15 protein-coding genes are annotated in these 18,677 nt (G+C 37.9%); 11 read left to right on the plus strand and 4 right to left on the minus strand.

The window, feature by feature from the left end:
- Positions 1-91 precede the first annotated feature (91 nt).
- The 3 genes from BK579_RS02525 to BK579_RS02535 all read left to right on the plus strand — a co-directional run bounded on the left by BK579_RS02525 (position 92) and on the right by BK579_RS02535 (position 3,016).
- Complete coding sequence (locus tag BK579_RS02525; RefSeq protein ID WP_078543375.1) at positions 92-1,393, plus strand: HD domain-containing protein; 1,302 nt, start codon at positions 92-94, stop codon at positions 1,391-1,393.
- Between the two features lie 40 nt (positions 1,394-1,433).
- Positions 1,434-1,943, plus strand: coding sequence for a YwgA family protein (locus BK579_RS02530; RefSeq protein WP_078543376.1), 510 nt, complete (start codon positions 1,434-1,436; stop codon positions 1,941-1,943).
- A gap of 368 nt (positions 1,944-2,311) precedes the next feature.
- Positions 2,312-3,016 (plus strand): Dps family protein, encoded by a 705-nt coding sequence (locus BK579_RS02535; protein ID WP_078543377.1) that lies wholly within the window; start codon positions 2,312-2,314, stop codon positions 3,014-3,016.
- 87 nt (positions 3,017-3,103) lie between these two features.
- Here the strand turns inward: BK579_RS02535 and BK579_RS02540 are convergent, their stop codons facing one another.
- The gene (locus tag BK579_RS02540; RefSeq protein ID WP_078543378.1) at positions 3,104-3,289 is read right to left on the minus strand and encodes a 2-hydroxymuconate tautomerase; all 186 of its coding nucleotides are present in this window, start codon (positions 3,287-3,289) and stop codon (positions 3,104-3,106) included.
- Positions 3,290-3,375: 86 nt separating this feature from the next.
- On the opposite strand from BK579_RS02540, the gene BK579_RS02545 reads away from it, so the two are divergent.
- Both BK579_RS02545 and BK579_RS02550 read left to right on the plus strand, forming a co-directional pair.
- Entirely contained in the window at positions 3,376-4,074 is a 699-nt protein-coding gene (locus BK579_RS02545; RefSeq protein ID WP_078543379.1) for a site-2 protease family protein, read from the plus strand.
- 27 nt (positions 4,075-4,101) lie between these two features.
- Positions 4,102-4,614 carry a YwhD family protein gene (locus BK579_RS02550; RefSeq protein ID WP_078543380.1) on the plus strand — a complete coding sequence of 171 codons (513 nt, stop codon included), beginning with the start codon at positions 4,102-4,104 and terminating at the stop codon, positions 4,612-4,614.
- A gap of 173 nt (positions 4,615-4,787) precedes the next feature.
- On the opposite strand, the gene BK579_RS02555 is transcribed toward BK579_RS02550, so the two are convergent.
- Positions 4,788-6,860, minus strand: a complete 2,073-nt coding sequence (locus BK579_RS02555) for a transglycosylase domain-containing protein (protein WP_078543381.1) — start codon at positions 6,858-6,860, stop codon at positions 4,788-4,790.
- A 537-nt stretch (positions 6,861-7,397) separates the two neighbouring features.
- Between BK579_RS02555 and speE the strand changes: the two genes are divergently transcribed.
- The 5 genes from speE (at position 7,398) to argS (ending at position 12,911) form a co-directional block, all read left to right on the plus strand.
- Positions 7,398-8,225 (plus strand): spermidine synthase, encoded by an 828-nt coding sequence (gene speE / locus BK579_RS02560; protein ID WP_078543382.1) that lies wholly within the window; start codon positions 7,398-7,400, stop codon positions 8,223-8,225.
- A 528-nt stretch (positions 8,226-8,753) separates the two neighbouring features.
- On the plus strand, positions 8,754-9,635 hold the full coding sequence (speB, locus tag BK579_RS02565) for an agmatinase (RefSeq protein ID WP_078543383.1): 882 nt from the start codon (positions 8,754-8,756) through the stop codon (positions 9,633-9,635).
- A gap of 123 nt (positions 9,636-9,758) precedes the next feature.
- The gene (locus tag BK579_RS02570; protein WP_078543384.1) at positions 9,759-10,166 is read left to right on the plus strand and encodes a cytochrome-c oxidase; all 408 of its coding nucleotides are present in this window, start codon (positions 9,759-9,761) and stop codon (positions 10,164-10,166) included.
- Between the two features lie 640 nt (positions 10,167-10,806).
- Entirely contained in the window at positions 10,807-11,244 is a 438-nt protein-coding gene (locus BK579_RS02575; RefSeq protein WP_078550335.1) for a YwiB family protein, read from the plus strand.
- On the plus strand, positions 11,241-12,911 hold the full coding sequence (argS, locus tag BK579_RS02580; protein ID WP_078543385.1) for an arginine--tRNA ligase: 1,671 nt from the start codon (positions 11,241-11,243) through the stop codon (positions 12,909-12,911). The genes BK579_RS02575 and argS overlap by 4 nt, the downstream gene beginning before the upstream one ends.
- An 831-nt stretch (positions 12,912-13,742) precedes the next feature.
- Here argS and uvsE read toward each other — a convergent pair.
- Entirely contained in the window at positions 13,743-14,699 is a 957-nt protein-coding gene (gene uvsE, locus BK579_RS02590) for a UV DNA damage repair endonuclease UvsE (protein WP_078543387.1), read from the minus strand.
- A gap of 236 nt (positions 14,700-14,935) precedes the next feature.
- The gene (gene cls, locus BK579_RS02595; RefSeq protein ID WP_235848320.1) at positions 14,936-16,138 is read right to left on the minus strand and encodes a cardiolipin synthase; all 1,203 of its coding nucleotides are present in this window, start codon (positions 16,136-16,138) and stop codon (positions 14,936-14,938) included.
- Positions 16,139-16,340: 202 nt separating this feature from the next.
- Between cls and BK579_RS02600 the strand changes: the two genes are divergently transcribed.
- Positions 16,341-18,452: a heterodisulfide reductase-related iron-sulfur binding cluster gene (locus BK579_RS02600; protein ID WP_078543388.1), complete on the plus strand. Its 2,112-nt coding sequence runs from the start codon at positions 16,341-16,343 to the stop codon at positions 18,450-18,452.
- The last annotated feature ends 225 nt before the right edge of the window (positions 18,453-18,677 follow it).

Below are 18,677 nucleotides of genomic sequence, written 5' to 3' on the forward strand. Positions count from 1 at the left end.
AAAATCGATTTTTGACCAAAAATGGGTTTTTTTGTCTAACATAAGGCCTTATAATAGTAGATACATGTAACGATGGAAGAGGTTAAAATACATGACATATGCGAATGAAAAACTAAGTGAAGAAAAGGTTTTTAAAGACCCTGTACACCGTTATGTCCATGTCAGGGACAAGGTAATCTGGGACCTAATTGCCACAACTGAGTTTCAAAGACTTCGTCGTATTAGGCAACTTGGTACCACCTATGTTACCTTTCATGGAGCAGAACACAGTCGTTTTAACCATTCCTTAGGTGTTTATGAGATCGTAAGAAGAATGACCGATGATATTTTTGTGGATCGTCCATATTGGGAAAAGAGTGAACGTCTTTTATGTCTCTGTGCAGCTCTCCTTCATGATCTAGGACATGGTCCTTTTTCCCATTCGTTTGAAAAAGTCTTTCATCTTGACCATGAAGATTTTACACAGGGAATTATTTTGGGTGATACAGAGGTTAATAGTGTCCTAAAAAAAGTGGCAAAAGACTTCCCTAAGAAAGTCGCAGAAGTGATCGCTAAAACTTATGAAAATAAGCTCGTGGTTAGTATGATATCAAGTCAAATTGATGCCGATCGAATGGATTATTTACAACGCGATGCTTATTATACTGGGGTAAGTTATGGCCATTTTGATATGGAGCGAATTTTACGTGTAATGAGACCACAAGAAGATCAAGTGGTAGTAAAAAGCAGTGGCATGCATGCAATTGAAGATTATATAATGAGTCGTTATCAAATGTATTGGCAAGTATATTTTCATCCGGTCACTAGGAGCTCAGAGGTTATACTGACAAAGATTTTGCATCGTGCGAAAAAACTCTTTGAACAGAATTATGACTTTAAAACGAAGCCAACCCATTTTTATTCAATTTTTAAAAATGAAGTTTCCATTAAGGATTATGTAAAACTTGATGAGGCTGTTATTCTCTTCTATTTTCAAGCTTGGCAGGAAGAAGAGGATGAAATTTTAAAGGACTTATGCACAAGGTTCATTGATCGCAAGTTGTTTAAGTATGTAGAATTTAATCCGAGTGAACAAATGATGGAATTAATGGAGCTTACGAATTTATTTAAAAAAGCAGGGATTAATCCTGACTACTATTTGGTTGTGGACTCATCCTCAGATTTACCATACGATTTTTATCGTCCAGGAGAGGAAGAAGAAAGGTTACCGATTCATCTCCTTATGCCAAGTGGAGAAATTCGAGAACTTTCACGTCAATCTGAAATTGTAGATGCAATTTCCGGTAAAAGACGGACAGACCATAAGCTTTATTTTCCGGAGGACTTAGTTAGGAGTCTTTCATCTAAATCTACGGTAAAAAAGAAAATTAAAGAGCTTTTAGATATACAGTAAAGCTCATAAAATAAGATAATAGATGAGGAGATGACGGGGATTGTTAACCGGACACGCTAAAATCATGAAAGCTTTTTCGGCTGCGGGGGAAATTATCGGTCGAAAAAAATTGCAAAAAATGATCTATATCGCAAAGAAGATTGATTTTCCATTCTTTGAAAAATATAATTTTCACTTCTATGGTCCTTATTCAGAAGAACTTACGTTAAAAGTAGAAGAACTATGTAACTTGGGCTTCTTAAATGAAATTAAGGAAAAAAAAGGTGGATACAGTCAATATAAATATACATTAACTGAAAAAGGGGAACAGTTTCTAAGCCACTACGAATTGGACATGCCCCCTTTAAATGAAACCATGCAAAATTTAAATGAACAAAATGCCAGATTTCTTGAATTAGTATCAACTGTTCTTTACTTTGATAATTTACCTAAGGAAGAAGTAAAGGAAAAGATTTTCACCCTAAAAAGCAAACAACGTTATACAGAAGAAGAAGTTGATGAGGCATATAATTACATTGCTTCAATCCAAAAGCAAGTAGTAACAAACTAAAATCAAGCAATTGTTGGCCGGACCTTTTTGCGAATGTGTATTTGCACCATGGCGCATGAAAATGGTTGCTCACTTTGTGTGGAATGAGCGAAGAGCCGCTCGACTCCTGCGGGATATGCCGTCAGCGTGAGACCCCGCAGGAGCAGCAAGCGACGAGGAGGCTCACGAACGGCCCCGCGGAAAGCGAGTGGATCGCAGCGAATGCAACTCACTAACCTAGGCGTTTTCAGGTTAGACATAAATGCAATAAAGCCATAGTACTTTAAGGTAGCTATTAAAATAGCTACCTTTTTTTTACAGATTTTAAACGAGTTCAACTGGAAATCCTAAAGTTGTTACATACAACATAATAATAGGGAGATGTTAAAATGCAACAACACGATAATCATGGATTTGCACCAGATGAATTTAAGCTATCAAAATCTGGATTTGACCCAAAAATGCCTGGTCACACAACATCGCACCAAAATGAAATGATCCTTCGCCAAGAGCCACGTACTGCCAAAAAGCAAGGAAGTGGTATCAGTCTTCCTTATGAAACAAGATTAGAGATGGGTCTGCAACTTGATGAGCATATGTGCGCTTTAACTGTAGCGCTACATCAATATAATAAACACCACTGGTTAACAGAAGGAGCAGAAAGTTTCTTAAGCTTACACCACCTTCTAGATGAGCATAGAGAAAAAACGATGAAACATATTGATGAGATTGGTGAGAGAGTGGCAAGACTGGGGGTGGTTCCAACTGCACACCCTGTTACACAGCATGAGATATCATATATCAAACATGAGGTTGAAGGTCGTTACACAATGAGAGATTTCATTCGTAATGACCTAGAGCATGAAATTAAGATTCAAGGGATGCTGCGCAAAACAATTGATCGTGCACATGAATTAAAGGATTTTGGAACAGTCCAAGTATTGGAAGAAGTGCTAACGGATCGCGAGGATTTAGGTTATCACTTATGGAGTGTTCTTGAGGATGATTCACTTGTTCGTGGCATGACCCATATTTTAGATGGTAAAGCAGATTTAGCTGACAATCGCCATTTAAACGATAATTTAATTCAATAATATTAAAAAAGGCTGTCGAACATAAAACGACAGCCTTTCTTATACCAAACAAACTTGTAAAGAATTTCTCTACAAATCCGCCACACCTTATTGGTCACTTAGTCTTTTTCCACCAACGGCATAGTTGTTTTTAGTCATTTCTTCGATGAACACAACGATATTTTCCTTTGGAGCACCAGTTGTTTCTGAAACAGCTGCAGTTACTTTTTCTGCGAGAGCCTTCTTTTGGTCTTCAGTACGTCCTTCTAGCATTTTTACAGTTACGTATGGCATGAGCATTTTCTCCTTTTTTAACTAAATAGTATAGTCATTATTTTATCTTATCTACAGCTATATTGTATACTAATGGTAATCTAGAAATGAAAAGGAGAAACTGTGTGGAAACTCTTGAACAATTTTTAGCATTTCCTTTAGAATTAATCCCGTTTGTTGTTATCTCACTTTTAATTGCATTTACAGTGCATGAATTTGCTCACGCATGGGTTGCTTATAAATTTGGTGATCCAACAGCAAAAAATCAGGGCAGACTAACATTATCACCAATTGCCCATTTAGACCCGATTGGAACGTTACTGATTTTTATTGCAGGCTTTGGGTGGGCCAGACCAGTTCCTGTAAATCGGTTTTATTTTAAAAATCCTCGACTAGCTGGAATCTTTGTATCTGTCGCAGGTCCAGTGAGCAACTTAATTGTCGCGGCTGTAACTATTTTTCTTTTTTACATACTTGCATCCATTGGCGTTCTATCTGCAATGCCACCTGATGTTCAATTAGGTGTAGAGCAGTTTGTTAACGTCCTTATTCGATTGAATATCATGCTATTTGTATTTAACTTGTTGCCGTTTCCACCACTTGATGGATATCGAATTATAGAGGATTTAGCTCCAGCTACGATTCGGGCAAAAATGACACAATATGAAAGCTATGGGATTATTTTATTCTTATTTTTAGTCATCACACCACTTGATGCTTATACGATCACACCATTTTTACAAAATGGAATGTCTATCGTAGAAAATATATTAATCACACTATTTAGTCCAATTTTTGGTTTTTAAGAAATTTCATTGTAGGAGGGTTCATATATGGAAGGTAAGAAAAAAAATATAGGCTTTAACATTATTAAAAATGATCCAACAGATGGGCATGGAGGATATGGAATTGGAGCGCTTAGCTTAGATAATGTATCGCCTGTTTTTATCGATATCAATGAAGAAGATGTGTTTGTTGATATTGGTGCCATGCATGCAAGAAGTGTCGTTGAAAAGGGAATTAAGTTTCTTCCAAACAAAGAGGATGTTCCGAATGGTAAGCCATTTTGGCTAGTATGGGTAACCATTGACCGCCAGGAGAAGGGTCCTTATTATGCGGGTGTAACAGCTTGTGAAATGACAGTTGATCGTGAAATTCGACGTGGGTATAAATCATTACCCGATCATGTAAACAAGATGGATAAATCTCTTAAGAGAAAAATGATGGTTGATTTTATGGATGAAAAATCAAAAATACTATTATCAGCATTTCTACAAAAGCATGATGCAGGTATGTGGGAGCGCTCTTCTGATGAGTTAAAGAATTCTTTAAAGGTAAGTTCATAAATGTGACGATTTTGTGAACGGAAAATGTTCTGCTTGAGCTTTTTTAATAAAATAAGTACACTTAATTTACAATGTTAACGCATTGATACTAGGACAAGGAAACCCCGGGCTTACACATCCCGGGGTTTTCTATATTATTATAGTGAAAAAGTGATTTAATTTACTTCAACTCTCTACCAATCCCAATCAAAAATACGTTTAAACCAACTCTTCTTTTCTTTTTCTTCATTCGGTTGCTTTTCCGGTTCTTCAATGATCTCAACATGATGTTCTTGACAGTATTCCGTTGGTTCTGTACCTGCAACAAAATAGGTTAAGCGAGTAACTGGACATTCTTTTGTTGCTAAAAGTCCATTATCTGGGTTTACACGAACACCGACTACTCCCTCAGGTGAACGAAACGGAAGCACAGCCATGTCATGATGGGCTTCTTCCATAAACTCAGACCATATTTCCTTCGCATACGTCTTTTCAGCTGTCAAATCAATCGTATGATCTCTATCATATCCGGTCCAAACCGTTGCCAACAACTGTGGAGAATAACCAATCATCCAGCTATCGGTTTTCGTTGTTCCCGTTTTCCCTGCATAATGTCTCGTTAATTTATCGGCAATGGTAGACCCAGTCACCTTTGTATAATCATTAAGCTTTTCATCAAAGATTCCAGTCAGTAGGTGTGTTAATACATAGGCATGATTCGGGTTAAGCACTTGCTCTTTTGTAGGGGTATTTTCATAGATGACCTCACCCTTATGGTTGACTACCTTTGTAATAAAAATAGGTTCTTGCTTAAATCCTCCATTTGCGATCGTACTGTAAGCTCTGGCCATATCAATAGGCTTAACGTTGGAAGTTCCTAATGCAAGTGAAGGAACTGCTGCAAGTTTACTCGTAATCCCTAATTTTCTGGAGGTATCGACTAAAGTATCCTCACCTAGAAAGATGTGTGTTTTTACAGCATAAACATTATCTGAAAGTGCGATCGCTTGAGCTAAGGTGATTTGATCATTGGCATAATAGTTATTAAAATTATGTGGCGTATATCTTGCACGGCCATCATCAAATGTAAAAGAAGTAACCTCACTCCGCATCGTTGTCGAAGGAGTAAATCCTTTTTCTAGTGCTGCGTAATATAGGAATGGCTTAAATGTTGAACCAGGCTGTCTCTCGGCTTGGGTGACTCGATTAAATGGACTCTTGTCATAATCCTTACCACCAACAAGTGCCTTAACTTCACCGGATTGTTGATCCATGGCAACAAAACCAACCTGTATCTCTGAATCTTTATGAATTGTTTCTTTAATGGTTTCTTCGGCAATTTGCTGAAGCTCGGGATTAAGGGTTGTATAGACTCTCAGCCCACTTGTGTTAATCGTTTCCTGATCAAGCTTGAGCGTTCTAACTAATGCTTTTTTCACTTCATCTTGAAAATATGGGGCGATTTTTGGTCGTTGCATTTCTGTTCCAAAACTATAATCTAGTTTTTCAGCAAAAATAGTTTCAATCTCTTCTTCTGCAATATATCCATTTTCATACATAGCAGAAAGGATAATTTTTTGGCGGTTTTTTGCCGCATCTTTGTTTATTTTAGGCGAATAAAGACTTGGTCCTTTTGGTATACCAGCTAACAAAGCAGCCTCCCCAATGGTTAAGTCCTTTGCATGCTTCCCGAAATAATAGTTTGCTGCAGCTTCAATTCCGTAGGCACCATGACCATAATAAATGGTATTCAGGTAGCCTTCTAATATCTCATCTTTACTATAATTAAGCTCTAACCGAATGGTATATAATGCTTCTGTAATTTTTCGATTCCAAGTTTTATCATGACTCAAAAATAGATTTCTAGCATATTGCTGAGTGATTGTACTAGCTCCTTGGACTTTAGCTCTCGCTTTTATATCGGCAATGATGGCAGCCACAATTCGCTTATAGGCAAAACCGTGATGTCGGTAAAATCCTCGATCCTCAATGGACAAGGTTGCATAAATAACATTAGGGTTCATTTCATCAAGAGTAACCCAATATCGTCTCTCCCCATAATGTGTTTCACCGATTAATGACTGATCGGCGGCATATAATAAAGTCGATTGTGGCACGGCTAAAGGTGGGGCGCCTTTCGACTTGGCATATACGATAATTCCGGTTATAAAAAGCATCATTACGATTAATAAAATGAGACCTAAGAAGAAAAAAGCACGCAAATACTTAATCGTTGCTCTCATTTTCTTATTTGTGATGATCTCCAATAAAATCACCTCACATTAGGCAATCTCTATAAGAATAGCCGATTTATTTTGTTACCAGGATTTCTCGGCGGTTCCCAACCTTTTTTTAGCTCCTTAACTTACTGATAAAACATTTGCGATGGCGGAAGACTTCTGAAATCGATAGAATTCAAGAAGGTTCCCGTAATGCTCATAAGCAAATAACACACTAGTATTTAAGGCAGCTTATCTTTAATAGAGATGCTTTTATAGAATAAATAATCATATAACATTCAGTATTAAGTCCTTTCAGTCTTTTTAAACCTCTATCTTCTAAAAAATGAAAATTTTTCTTGAAATTTTAGTAGATTGCTCTATACTTTGATACGTTGGCTTTTCAGTAGACAGATTCTTTCCTAAAAAGATTGTTCTTATAAAGAAGAAGATTGAAGTAATATGTTTTTATTTAAACCAATAGGGAACGATAGAACATAGAGAATTTAATATGATAAAAATGAGATGATATGAAGATATTGTGCTTAGGTTATATCAATATCAATGAAGGGAAGAGATAATAAAATGGAATTATGGTTTACAGAAAAACAAACAAATAACTTTGGAATTACAGCTAAAATTAATAAAACATTACATACAGAACAAACTGAGTTCCAAAAGCTTGACATGGTTGAAACTGCTGAGTTTGGAAACATGCTAATCCTTGATGGAATGGTTATGACCACACAAAAAGACGAATTCGTTTATCATGAGATGGTTGCACATGTCCCTCTCTTCACTCATCCTAATCCAGAAAACGTACTTGTTGTCGGAGGTGGTGACGGTGGAGTCATTCGTGAGGTTTTAAAACACCCAAGTGTAAAAAAAGCGACACTAGTTGAGATCGATGGAAAAGTGATCGAGTATTCAAAAAAATACCTTCCTGAAATTGCAGGCAAACTTGATGACCCACGTGTTGAAGTAAAAGTGGATGATGGCTTTATGCACATTGCCAAAAGCGAAAATGAATATGACGTAATTATGGTTGATTCGACTGAACCAGTTGGACCAGCTGTGAATTTATTTACAAAAGGCTTTTACGCAGGTATCTCAAAAGCATTAAAGGAAGATGGTGTATTTGTTGCCCAAACAGATAACCCATGGTTTACACCTGAACTAATTTCAAATGTTCAAAATGATGTAAAAGAAATTTTTCCAATCACAAGGCTTTATATTGCCAACATCCCAACATACCCAAGTGGGCTTTGGACATTCACAATCGGATCCAAAAAGCATGATCCGCTAGAAGTAAGTGAAGAACGCTTCCACGAAATCGAAACAAAATACTACACAAAAGAACTACACAAGGCATCTTTTGTATTACCTAAATTTGTAGCAGACCTACTTAGATAATGAACAAGGTTGACCCTTAAAAAATGGGTCAACCTTTTATAAGTATTTTGTCAATTTAGTCTACCCTGAAAAAAAGAAATGCGGAAGGCGCTCGTTCATCGGCGACAGGCATAAGACAAGACGGCTAAAAGGTTGCTCTTTAACCTTCTAGGGTGGATTGACTTAGACCTGAGAGCCGATAGCGCCTGAAGCTAGACACTAAGCTAAGTATAATTTTTCATCCCTCCATGGTGCTAATTTTAATTAGCATGGATGTCTACCCTGAAAATAACATGGGTGCGGAGTTCTAATCGCTGCGATCCACTTGCTTTCCGCGGGGTGGTCCGGGAGCCTCCTCGTCGCCCGGGGGGCTCCTGCGGGGTCTCCCGTGACCACTAGATCCCGCAGGAGCCAAGTGGCTCTCCGCTCATTACACACTGAGGTAAACATGTTCATTCTTCATGGTGCGAAATACTTATTTAGCATGGAAGTCTACCCTGAAAATATTAGTCTCACAAGATAGTCTATAAGAAAAAAGGAGATATTATGATGAAATTTGATGAAGCCTATTCAGGTAATGTTTTTATAAAAAGTCACCCTTCATTTGAAGAAAGTGAAGCAGTAATCTATGGTATGCCAATGGACTGGACAGTTAGTTACCGCCCAGGTTCAAGATTTGGTCCTGCACGTATTCGCGAGGTATCAATCGGATTAGAAGAATACAGCCTTTATTTAGATCGAGAATTAGAAGAGGTAAAATACTATGATGCAGGTGATATTCCGTTACCATTTGGAAACCCTCAAAAAAGTCTGGATATGATTGAAGATTTCGTAGACCAGCTTCTAGCAGCGGATAAATTCCCACTAGGAATGGGTGGGGAGCACTTAGTATCTTGGCCAGTGATGAAGGCTATGTACAAAAAATACCCAGATCTTGCGATTATACATATGGATGCACACACTGATTTACGCGACCATTATGAAGGTGAACCACTTTCACATTCAACACCAATCAAAAAGGTATGTGATTTAATTGGACCTACTAATGTATATTCATTCGGTATCCGTTCAGGGATGAAGGAAGAATTTAAATGGGCAAAAGAAGTAGGCATGCACATTTCACCATTTGAAGTATTAGAACCTTTAAAACAGGTCCTACCTAAGCTTGCTGGGCGTCCAGTGTATGTAACAATAGATATTGATGTCCTAGATCCAGCACATGCACCAGGAACTGGTACAGTAGATGCGGGCGGAATTACTTCCCGAGAATTATTAGCGTCTATTCACGAAATTGCAAAATCTGATATTAAAGTCGTAGGCTGTGATTTAGTTGAGGTTGCTCCGATTTATGATCCGTCAGAACAAACGGCTAATACAGCTAGTAAATTAATTCGTGAAATGATTTTAGGTTGGGTTCAAAAAAGAAAATAAGAAGAGTTATAAAGTGCTCAATTAAGAGGGCACTTTTTTTGTTGTTTTTAACAAAATGTGGCAAATAATTATTGAACATTTTTAATATGCTTATGTTAATAAATGGAAGGGTGGCTGGTAAGCGTGGGAATTCGCTATATTAAAATTGATGCTATTTATTTTGTGATTGGTGTTAGCATGGGGTTGTATATGTCAATCGTACATTCTTACACACTTACATCCGTACATGTTCATGTCAATTTGTTAGGTTGGGTATCAATGGCCATTATCGGAAGTTTATATTATTTATTTCCTAGTGCAGCAGCAAGTAAATTAGCAAAGGTTCAATTTTGGCTTTATAATATTGCTCTACCAATAATGATGATTGGGCTTGCATTTATTGTGCATGGAAACGAAGCGTTTGTTCCTGCAGTTGCAGCAGGTGGTACTGTCGTCGTGATTAGTGTAATTTTATTTGCGATTAATATCATCTTAAATGTTAAACCAAGTAAGAGCCAGGGAGTTAACTCTGGTCATTCAACATCAATATAGTCTTTACGTTTAAAAGTGCTCCTAGTTGTGGGAGTGCTTTTTTTAATAAGTTAGCAACATACAAATTTATGGGGGGATCCTCAAGCTATAACATTAGCTCTATAGATGATAAGAATATTTTGCTCACTCTGTGTCGAATGAGCGGAGAGCCACTTAACTCCTGCGGGATTGAGTGGTCTCGTGAGACCCCGCAGGAGTCCCAGGCGACGAGGAGGCTCACGGACCACCCCGCGGAAAGCAAGTGGATCGCAGCGAATGGAACTCCGCTACCTAAGTTGTTTTCGGGGTAGACTTCTATGCTAAATAAGTATTTCGCACCATGGAGAATGAAAATGTTTATTCCATAGTGTGGAATGAGTGAAGAGCCACTTGACTCCTGCGGGATCTAGCGGTTACGAGAGACCCCGCAGGAGCTCAAAAGCGACGAGGAGGCTCACGAACCGCCCCGCGGAAAGCAAGTGGATCGCAGCGAATGGAACTCCGCTGACCTATGTTATTTTCAGCATAGAAATACTAGAAGAAATCTATAATTTACCCTCGTATAAAAACCCCTCCCTATTGAACTTTCCCAAAAGAATCATTATACTTATTGTCTGTAAACAAACAAGATTAAAACCCATAAGGAGTGTAGCAATTGAGCATTGTTTCTGACACAGGTACTCCTATTCAGCTGAAATTTGTGACTGAAATCAAGGACCAAAATGATAAACAGACTGTTGCATTTGATGCAATTGGTCAATACTACATAAAAGGTAGTCATACATATCTAGTTTTTGTTGAGCCACATGATTTAGGTGAGGTAAAAACAGTTGTGAAAATAAAAAACGAAGAAGTCTTGATTCTTCGTTCGGATGCTGTTACAATGAGACAGCTTTTCCGAAAAGGTGAAGCAACTCAAGGTACATATCAGAGTCAAATAGGCACAATGGGCATGTTAACAAACACAAACAACATTGAATATATATTCTATAAAAATAGCCATAAAGGTAAATTGTTTTTAACATATACACTTGCCCTCCAAGGAGAGCAATCTGGACGATATTCGATTACCATTACATTTAAGGAGGAGAATAAATGAACGTTTTTGATCAAGTAAAAGAGCGCTTGAAAGATGAAATAAAAGCGTCTGTTGTAAAAGCTGGACTAGCTTTAGAAGAACAGATTCCAGATGTAGTCCTAGAAATTCCAAAGGAAAAGGCCCATGGTGATTTTTCTACAAATATGGCGATGCAGTTAGCTCGTATTGCAAAGAAAGCTCCACGAACAATTGCAGATGACATTGTTAATCACTTTGATAAAACAAAAGCGTCGATTGAGAAGATTGAAATTGCAGGACCAGGATTTATTAATTTTTATATGGATAATACATACCTTACTGAGTTAGTTTCAACAATTCTAAAATCGGGTTCACACTATGGTGCAACAAATACTGGCAGAAATCAAAAGGTTCAAGTCGAGTTTGTGTCAGCAAATCCAACTGGTGATCTTCATTTAGGACATGCTAGAGGTGCTGCTGTTGGTGACTCACTTTGTAATATCTTGGCGAAAGCAGGCTATGATGTATCTCGTGAATATTATATTAATGATGCTGGTAACCAAATTAACAATCTAGCAATTTCAGTGGAAACTCGCTATATGCAGGCACTAGGTATGGAAAAAGACATGCCAGAGGATGGTTACCATGGACAAGATATTATTGAGATTGGTAAAACTCTTGCTGCGGAGTTTGGTGATAAATATGTTCATATCCCTGAACAAGAGCGTTTTGACTTTTTCCGTGAATATGGCCTTAAATATGAAATGGCTAAGTTGCAAAAAGATTTAGCAGAATTTAGAGTTGATTTTGATGTTTGGTATTCTGAAACATCACTTTATCATAATGGTAAAATTGATAATGCGCTTGCAACGCTACGTGAAAAGGGCCACATCTATGAAGAAGAAGGGGCAACATGGTTCCGTTCGACAACATATGGTGATGACAAGAATCGTGTATTGAAAAAAAGTGATGGGTCATATACGTATCTAACCCCTGATATTGCTTATCATCAAGATAAGCTTGAGCGTGGTTTTGAAAAGCTGATCAATATATGGGGAGCAGACCATCATGGATATATTCCACGTATGAAGGCAGCAATCCAAGCTTTAGGTTATGCTGAAGATACATTAGAGGTTGAAATCATTCAACTTGTCCATTTATATAAAAATGGTGAAAAAATGAAGATGAGCAAGCGAACAGGTAAGGCAGTTACGATGCGTGATTTAATTGAAGAAGTTGGATTAGATGCTGTTCGTTATTTCTTTGCAATGCGCAGTGCTGATACTCATATGGACTTTGATTTAGATTTGGCAGTCTCAAAGTCTAACGAAAATCCTGTATATTACTCTCAATATGCTCATGCTAGAATTTGCAGTATGCTTCGTTCTGGAGAAGAACTAGGCGTGAATTTAGATGAAAACATAAATTTAGCTCTTATTAATTCAGAAAAAGAAATAGATTTATTGAAGAAATTAGGTGAATTTCCTGCTGCCGTAGCTGAGGCAGCTGAAAAGAGAATTCCACATCGTGTGACGAATTACACGTATGAATTAGCATCAGCTCTTCACAGTTTTTATAATGCAGAGAAGGTACTTGATCAAGAGAATATGGAAAAAACAAAAGCTCGTTTAGGCTTAATGAAAGCAGTACAAATTACCCTTCAAAATGCATTAGCGCTTATTGGAGTATCTGCACCAGAGAAAATGTAATAAATCGTTGACCCTCTAACATGGTGATTAGAGGGTCTTTTTGTTGTAAAGATCCTGCATTCAGCGAGGTATGAAGAAAATTCAGTAGAGAGTACAATCAAAAATCGGGCGAGTTTCAGGATCTAGTGGAGAGCACAGATGAAAATCGGGCGAGCACAGTGGGAAAAGCGGCGGGTTGGAGCGAGAATCCGGCGGGATCAGAAGTAAAACGGGCCAGTGTCAGGATCCAAGTGGAGAGCAGAACCAAAATCGGGCGAGAACAGTCGGAAAAGCGGCGGGTTGGGGCCAGAATGCGGCGGATTCAGAAGCAAAACGGGCCAGTGTCAGGATCCAAGTGGAGAGCACAACCAAAATCGGGCGAGCACAGTGGGAAAAGCGGCGGGTTGGGGCGAGAATGCGGCGGGATCAGAAAAAAATCGGGCCAGTGTCATGAATTCAGTGGAGAGCACAATCAAAATCGGGCGAGAACAGTGGGAAAAGCGGCGGGTTGGAGCGAGAATCCGGCGGAATCTGAATAAAATCGGGCCAGTGTCAGGATCTAGTGGAGAGCAGGAACGAAAATCGGGCGAGCACAGTGGGAAAAGCGGCGGGTTGGAGCGAGAATGCGGCGGGATCAGAAGTAAAACGGGCCAGTGTCAGGATCCAAGTGGAGAGCAGAACCAAAATCGGGCGAGCACAGTCGTAAAAGCGGCGGGTTGGAGCGAGAATGCGGCGGGTTGGAGCCAGAATGCGGCGTGATCTGAAAAAAATCCGGCCAATGTCAGGATCCAGTGGCGAGCGGGAGCAGAATCACCCCCCGGCCTTTGTCAGGATCCTGCAATTCCATAGGTATCACCATATAATGGTTGCTCCAGCCACTCTCTTAACACCACGAATTTTTGATAAATCTCCAACAAGCTGATGTAGTGCTTTGTCCTTTTGTTTCGCTTCAATCATAACGTCTAGATCTTGGCCTACTTCCCTGGCGGCATCAAAAAACGGCCGGATAAATGCAGGGTCAACAAAATCAGCATGGCTTCTAAATTCCTTTTCTGATTTTGGTGAAGATAGATGGACCTTTGGAATCAAGTCCAAATGAGACCATGTTTGAAATATATCTGGAAGAAGCTCAGTCAAGCTACGCTCAGACAGATTTGCTTGGTGATGATGATAATCAAATACAAATGGAATCCTCTCATTTCGGCATACCTCTAACGTTTCCTCTGCTGTGTAAGTTTTATCATCGTTCTCTAGTGACATTCTCTCTTTAACATGATATGGGAGTTGTTTAATATTTTCGTAAAACCGTTTTAGTGCTTCAGTTTTATCACCATATGCTCCACCAACATGGATATTAATAATGGTTCGATCGTGGATTCCCATTCCTTCAAAAAGATCGTAATGATATTGCATATCCTTGACCGCATTAGTGGTAATCGTTTCTTTAGGGCTTGTAAAAAGAGTAAACTGATTCGGGTGCAGACTGACCCTTAAATTGTGTTTTTTGACTAGCTCTCCAATTTCCCTTAGCTCCTTTTTAAAAGGAGTACGAAAATCCCATAATACGTCAGGATGGGTGGCAAGCGGGACAATGGAGGACGACATTCGATATACTTCAATCTCATTGGCGATATTATAATAAAGCATGCGTAACGTATTTCTTAAATTAATCCCTGTAACCTCAAGTAGCTTCTGATATCTCTCCTCTTTATCCATCGCTTTCCATCTAGTAAAGGTTAATGTTCTAGCTGGAGAGCATTCATATAATGAGAGAGCATGAGAGACATAACCAAATCGTATTTTAACCAATCGTCACCGACCCCTAAATTCAATATTTTCATGAAAAAGCGCAAAATATAAGTAACACAGCTGTGCTAGTTATATTTAGCGCTCATCATTTTTATAAGCTTATCTCGTATAAGTTGTTGCTTTTGTACATACTTATAAAATCACTTTAACATAGCAGTGTGGCATCTCTTACCTAATATCAGGAACAACTAGTATATTCCACTTTAAATAGTTCAATGAACAACAATCTTTCTATATTATAGCAATCCTGAGATTAACGTAGAAAACTTTTCTTTCCCTCTTTGAAAAATAGATCTTTGTTTTAATTCATTAAAGGTAATTTGTGAAGCGTTCGCAAAGTCTTTTCGCATTTGACCTTTGACATATTGAATAAATTGGAAATCATAGATAAAACAGTTGACTTCATGATTTAAAAAGAAGCTTCGTTTATCCAGGTTTGCAGTTCCGATATCACAAATTTGATCATCGATGACAATCACTTTTGAATGATAAAATCCTTTTTCATAATAGTAAAATTCAATCCCACTTCTCATTAACGGATTAAAGTAAGGAAAGGCTGCTTCCTTTACAAAGGGATGATCACCCTGACGAGGAATTAGAATTTTAATTTTCACTCCACGGTTTGCAGCATTTATTAATTCTTGAGCGATCATTTTTCCTGGGATAAAATATGGAGATCCTAATAGAATTTCTTCTTGAGCGGTTTTAATTAAATCGGTAAAGTGATGCTGTAGGAACGCGCCATCAGTAGGGACTATCTTCATTGGAATTGGTCCTTCTTGAAGTGTAGGGAAATACTTTGTATTTACAAGTAAGTCCTCACCAGTGGTATCGTGAAAATCATATAAAAACTGTGTTTGTAAATCATTTACGGCTGGACCATCTACTTTTAAATGATAATCACGCCAAAATCCGAACTTTGGATCGCGACCGAGATACTCTTTTCCGATATTAAATCCTCCAACATAGCCCACCTTACCATCAATTACTGTGATTTTCCGATGATTTCTTTCATTTAACGAATACCATATAAATGGGAATTTTGGCTTATGACAATAAAAAAATTGTACACCACTTTCTTTTAAATCCTTGATCATCTTTTTAGGAATCTTATTTCCACCAATATAGTCGACAAGAAGTCTAACTTTAACACCAGCCTCGGCTCGCTCCTTAAGGATGCCTAAAAATTCATGGCTGATTTTATCATTTTTGACAATATAAAATAGAAGATGAATATGCTCTTTAGCGTTTCTTAACTCATCGAAAAGATCTTTGAATAGTTTTTCACCATTGTTGAATAAGATGAGATTTCCCTTTCGTTCTGGATATTCTCGTTTATTTACGGTACTAAGATGCCTTTTGCGTCCCAACTTGAAGTCAAAATATAACCACAACAAAAGGACGGCAACAAGCACAACTATAGAAAGTGTAATCATCATGTGAGTGTATCCTCCAGTCTTAGTGGTTATTTTAGTTTGAACCAATTTTGGGTTGTTTATGAAAAAAGAAATGTCATAAAAGGATTGACTGAATGTTCATTCATTATATAATGGTATTATAATTATTTTTCAGAATATGATTGAAAAACAGGCTCTTTAGCTTTGTCTAAAAGAAAATAATACAGAGGGGGAGTACGAGAATATGGGATTATTATTGGCTAATTTTATTGCATTCGCTATTGTAACCGCTTACGCAATTTATTTATTCGTTTACTTAATTAAAACAAGGGCGGCTTACATTAAATTAGGGAAGAAAGTTGAATTTGATCAAAGAACAAAGGAACGATTAAATAAAGTTTGGGTCAATGTATTTGGGCAAAAAAAGCTTTTAAAAGATAAGAAAAGTGGAATTATTCATGTCATGTTTTTCTATGGGTTTATTCTTGTACAGTTCGGGGCCATTGATTTCATTTGGAAGGGGTTAGTTCCGGGTTCGCATATTCCTCTAGGACCTCTCTATGGTGGCTTTACCTTTTTCCAAGAAATTGTGACGTTCATGATTTTAATCGCTGTTTTCTGGGCATTTCACAGACGTTATATTGAAAAGCTTGTACGTTTAAAGCGAAATTTGAAATCGGGCTTAGTGTTAATTTTTATCGGAGGATTAATGCTGTCAGTGTTATTTGGAAATGGAATGGGGATTATCTGGCATGATCATGGATTAACATGGTCAGAGCCAATTGCGTCAGGATTCGCCTTTCTTTTGGGTGGGATTGGTGAGACTACCGCAATTGTTTTATTTTACATTTCATGGTGGATCCATTTACTTTTCTTATTAACATTTTTAGTGTATGTTCCACAATCAAAACACGCTCATTTAATTGCCGGTCCTGTAAACGTATTTTTAAACCGCTTATCACCTCCTGGTAAACTTGAAGCCATCGATTTTGAAGATGAAACACAAGAGACTTTTGGTGTTGGTAAAATTGAAGACTTCAAACAAACACAGTTAATTGATTTGTACGCCTGTGTGGAGTGTGGCCGTTGCACAAATATGTGTCCAGCTACTGGGACTGGAAAGCTTTTATCACCAATGGACTTAATTTTAAAGTTAAGAGATCATTTAACAGAGAAAGGTGCCGTTGTTACATCGAAAACACCTTGGGTACCAGCTGTTGCTTTTTCACATACTAAAGGAAATCAGTTAGCGCTTGCTTCCAGACAAAATGGATTTGATGAGTCTGCTGCAACACTCGAAATACCATATAATCCAAGCTTGATTGGAGACGTTATTACCGAAGAGGAAATTTGGGCCTGTACGACTTGTCGTAACTGTGAAGATCAATGTCCAGTTATGAATGAACATGTTGATAAAATTATTGATTTAAGAAGATATCTTGTCTTAACAGAAGGAAAGATGGATGCAGATGCACAACGTGCGATGACGAATATTGAACGTCAAGGAAATCCATGGGGATTAAACCGTAAAGAAAAAGAAAACTGGCGTGAAATCGATGAGTCAATCTCTATTCCAACAGTGAAAGAAATGAAAAAATCAGGTGAGGAATTTGAATTTTTATTCTGGGTTGGTTCGATGGGGGCATTCGATAATCGTAGCCAGAAGATTGCACAATCATTTGCTAAGCTGATGAATGAAGCGGGAGTGAAATTTGCAATTTTAGGAAACAAAGAGAAAAACTCAGGAGATACGCCGAGACGCTTAGGAAATGAATTCTTATTCCAAGAGCTTGCCCAAAATAATATCGCCGAGTTTGAGAAAAATGGAGTCACAAAAATTGTGACCATTGATCCTCATGCATACAATACATTTAAAAATGAATATCCTGATTTTGGTTTTACAGGAGAGGTATATCACCATACAGAATTTTTAGCAAAGTTAGTTGAGGAAGGTAAGTTGGTTCCTAAATATGAAGTGAATGAAACCATCACCTTCCATGATTCCTGTTATTTAGGTCGTTACAATGAAGTATATGAACAACCTCGTTCGATCTTAAAAGCCATTCCAGGAGTACAACTTGTTGAGATGGAGAGAAACCGCGAAAAAGGAATGTGCTGTGGAGCAGGCGGTGGCTTAATGTGGATGGAAGAAGATACAGGTACACGTGTTAATGTGGCTAGAACAGAACAAGCCCTTCAAGTAAAGCCAACAATTATCAGCTCGGGCTGCCCATATTGCTTAACGATGCTAAGTGATGGAACAAAAGCGAAAGAAGTAGAAGATAAAGTTGGAACACTTGATGTAGCGGAGCTCTTAGAGAAATCTGTTATTGGGCCAAAGAGGGAGTCAGCTTAAAGATATTAATAGGTTGTTAGATTTAGTGCTCGGCATCAGTCATACTGGTGTCTAGCACTTTCTGTATGTTTTTCCTGTGAAAACAATGGTTATATCCTTAATTAAAAAAAGGAAACTTAGTCTATCTAAATTGAAAAAATTGTAAAATTAACAAGAAATATGTAACAATTTATGAGTGAACGTTCAGTCAAGATTGTGATAGAATAGTAGAGGAATGCTAAAAAT

This window comes from Litchfieldia alkalitelluris (genome assembly GCF_002019645.1).
Taxonomy (GTDB): Bacteria; Bacillota; Bacilli; order Bacillales; family Bacillaceae_L; genus Litchfieldia; species Litchfieldia alkalitelluris.